Origin of the sequence: Bradyrhizobium pachyrhizi (assembly GCF_001189245.1) — a bacterium.
In the GTDB taxonomy this organism is placed as follows: Bacteria; Pseudomonadota; Alphaproteobacteria; order Rhizobiales; family Xanthobacteraceae; genus Bradyrhizobium; species Bradyrhizobium pachyrhizi.
Window position 1 is genome coordinate 14,147 of the sequence record NZ_LFIQ01000075.1, and the last position, 2,469, is coordinate 16,615.

Sequence of the window (2,469 nt, forward strand, 5' to 3'; positions counted from 1 at the left end):
TTGCGCTCGGCGGCGTCGGCGAAGCGGCCGATCCGCGCGCGACGCAGCTCACCTACGAGCCCTGGACCAAGACGTGCCTGACAGAGGCGAGCTGCTTCGTCGGCGCCGCCGCGCGCGGTCAGTGCTCGCCATCGGGCGGCACACTCAGCGTCTCGCCGCAGAGCAGCAAGCGCGCGATCGTGAGCGCCAATGTCGGAACGCGGACCATGCTGGAAGGCACGATCAGCCTCCGCATCGATCAGGACGAGCCGATCCAGATCGCCAGGCCGCATTGCTACACGCTCGGCTGCGGCGGCACGCTCGAGGCCGATGGCGAAATGATCGAGCGGCTGAAGCACGCGCAGACCATCGCCGTCGAAGCCAAGAACCTCACCGGGCAGACCATCAGCCTCGCCTTTCCCCTCACGCACTTCGCCGAAACCTTTGACGGGCCCGGCAGCCCGCCCAAGACATCCGGGCAAGGTTCGAAGGACGCGCAGCAGCACACCGAATCCGTGAAGCAACTGCCGCAATGCGAGGATTGATCACTTCTTCCAGTCGATCACCCTCTCCTTGTCGCCGTCGAACTCCATGCTGCAGAACGCACCGCCCTGGTAGTAATCGCCGACCGGATCCGGCGGCAGCTTGGCCTGCTCGGCCATCGCGTGCTCGCGGAAATCTTCAGCCCTTCCGGTCGGACGATAGCCGAGATCGTAGGCGCGGTGATTGTCCCACCACGAGCGCTCATTGTAGGACGCGCCGTACAGTACCTCGAAATGGATGTCGGGATGCTCGAGCCCGATGCGGCAGAGCTGGACGAGGTCTTCCGGCTTGAGCCAGATCGAGAGCCTGCGGTGGTCGAGCGGCGCCTCGCCGAAATTGCCGATCCGGAGGCACGTGACCTTGATGCCGTGCTTGTCGGCATAGAGCGCGCCGACGCCCTCACCGAACACCTTGCTCACACCATAGCGACTATCCGGCCGCGCGGTGACGTCGGTGCCGATGCGGTGATGACGCGGATAGAACCCGACCGCGTGATTGGATGAGGCGAAGATCACGCGCTTGACGCCCTTTTTGCGCGCCGCCTCGAACAGATTGTAGCAGCCGATGATGTTGGACTGCAGGATCGCGTCCCAGGGTCCTTCGACCGAATAGCCGCCGAAATGCAGAATGCCGTCGACGCCCTCGCAGATCGCCTCGACCTGCGCAAGGTCGGCGAGATCGGCCGCCTTGAACTTTTCGTTGCTGCCGAGATCGGAGGGCTGCTTGATATCGCTCAGCAGGAGATCCGGATAGATCGGCGGCAGCAGCTTGCGCAGGCTCGTTCCGATTCCCCCCGATGCGCCGGTCATCAATATGCGTGGCATGCCGTCCCTCTTCTTTCCTGATTGCTGCGATCGAATTGCGGTCGCAGGCCGACAATGATAGCAAACCAGGCGCTCAAGGAAACACCATCGAAACACAACAACGAGAACAGCAAATGTCCGATGTTCATTCCGCCGGCTGGCGTCCCGCGACCTGCTATCCCGATCCCGCGATCCGCGCGCTCGATCCGCGTTTCGAGAAATACTGGCTGAAACTCTCCGCCGTCGAGCGCATCGCGACCGGCCTGCGCTGGGCCGAAGGTCCGGTGTGGTTCGGCGACGGCCGCTATCTGTTGTGCAGCGACATCCCGAACCAGCGCATCCTCAAATGGGAGGAGGAGACCGGCGCGGCGAGCATCTTCCGCAAGCCGTCGAACTTCGCCAACGGCAACACCCGCGATCGCCAGGGCCGACTGATCACCTGCGAGCATGGCGGCCGCCGCGTGGTGCGCACCGAATATGACGGATCGATTACGGTGCTGATCGACTCCTTCGGCGGCAAGCGACTGAACTCGCCGAACGACGTCGTTGTGAAATCCGACGGCTCGATCTGGTTCACTGATCCGATCTTCGGCCTGCTCGGCAACTACGAAGGCTACAAGGCCGATCCCGAGATCGAGCCCAACGTCTACCGGCTCGATCCCGCAACCCGCGAGGCCACCATCGTCGCCGAGGGCGTGCTGGGTCCGAACGGGCTCTGCTTCTCGCCGGACGAGAAGATCCTCTACGTCGTGGAATCCCGCGGCGAACCGAACCGCAAGATCCTCGCCTATGACGTCGCAGCCGACGGCAAGACGATCTCCAACAAGCGCGTCTTCATCGACGCCGGCCCGGGCACGCCCGACGGCATGCGCTGCGACATCGACGGCAATCTGTGGTGCGGCTGGGGCATGGGTGATCCCGAACTCGACGGCGTCGTCGTGTTCGCGCCCGACGGCGTCATGATCGGCCGCATCGCGCTGCCGGAGCGCTGCGCCAACCTCTGCTTCGGTGGCGTCAAGCGCAACCGCCTGTTCATGGCGGCGAGCCAGTCGATCTATGCGCTCTACGTCAACACCCAAGGCGCGCTCGGCGGGTAGTTTTCCTCGTCGTCCCGGCGAAAGCAGGGAGGTAGATTCACATTCGA

At 64.0% G+C, this 2,469-nt stretch carries 3 protein-coding genes; 2 read left to right on the forward strand and 1 reads right to left on the reverse strand.

Going from position 1 to position 2,469, the window contains the following annotated elements; all coding sequences use genetic code 11:
• Positions 1–524: invasion associated locus B family protein (locus AKL29_RS15065; protein ID WP_193395215.1), on the forward strand; the 524-nt coding region annotated here is incomplete at its 5' end.
• Here AKL29_RS15065 and AKL29_RS15070 read toward each other — a convergent pair.
• Complete coding sequence (locus AKL29_RS15070; RefSeq protein ID WP_050384739.1) at positions 525–1,346, reverse strand: NAD-dependent epimerase/dehydratase family protein; 822 nt, start codon at positions 1,344–1,346, stop codon at positions 525–527.
• A 113-nt stretch (positions 1,347–1,459) separates the two neighbouring features.
• Here AKL29_RS15070 and AKL29_RS15075 point away from each other — a divergent pair, with 113 nt between their 5' ends.
• Positions 1,460–2,422 (forward strand): SMP-30/gluconolactonase/LRE family protein, encoded by a 963-nt coding sequence (locus AKL29_RS15075; RefSeq protein WP_050384740.1) that lies wholly within the window; start codon positions 1,460–1,462, stop codon positions 2,420–2,422.
• Positions 2,423–2,469 lie beyond the last annotated feature (47 nt).

What these genes read in the sequence shown, in the direction of transcription:
- AKL29_RS15070 (WP_050384739.1), bottom strand. Translation starts at nt 1,346, where the DNA reads ATGCCACGCATATTGATGACCGGCGCATCGGGGGGAATCGGAACGAGC.
- AKL29_RS15075 (WP_050384740.1), top strand. Translation starts at nt 1,460, where the DNA reads ATGTCCGATGTTCATTCCGCCGGCTGGCGTCCCGCGACCTGCTATCCC.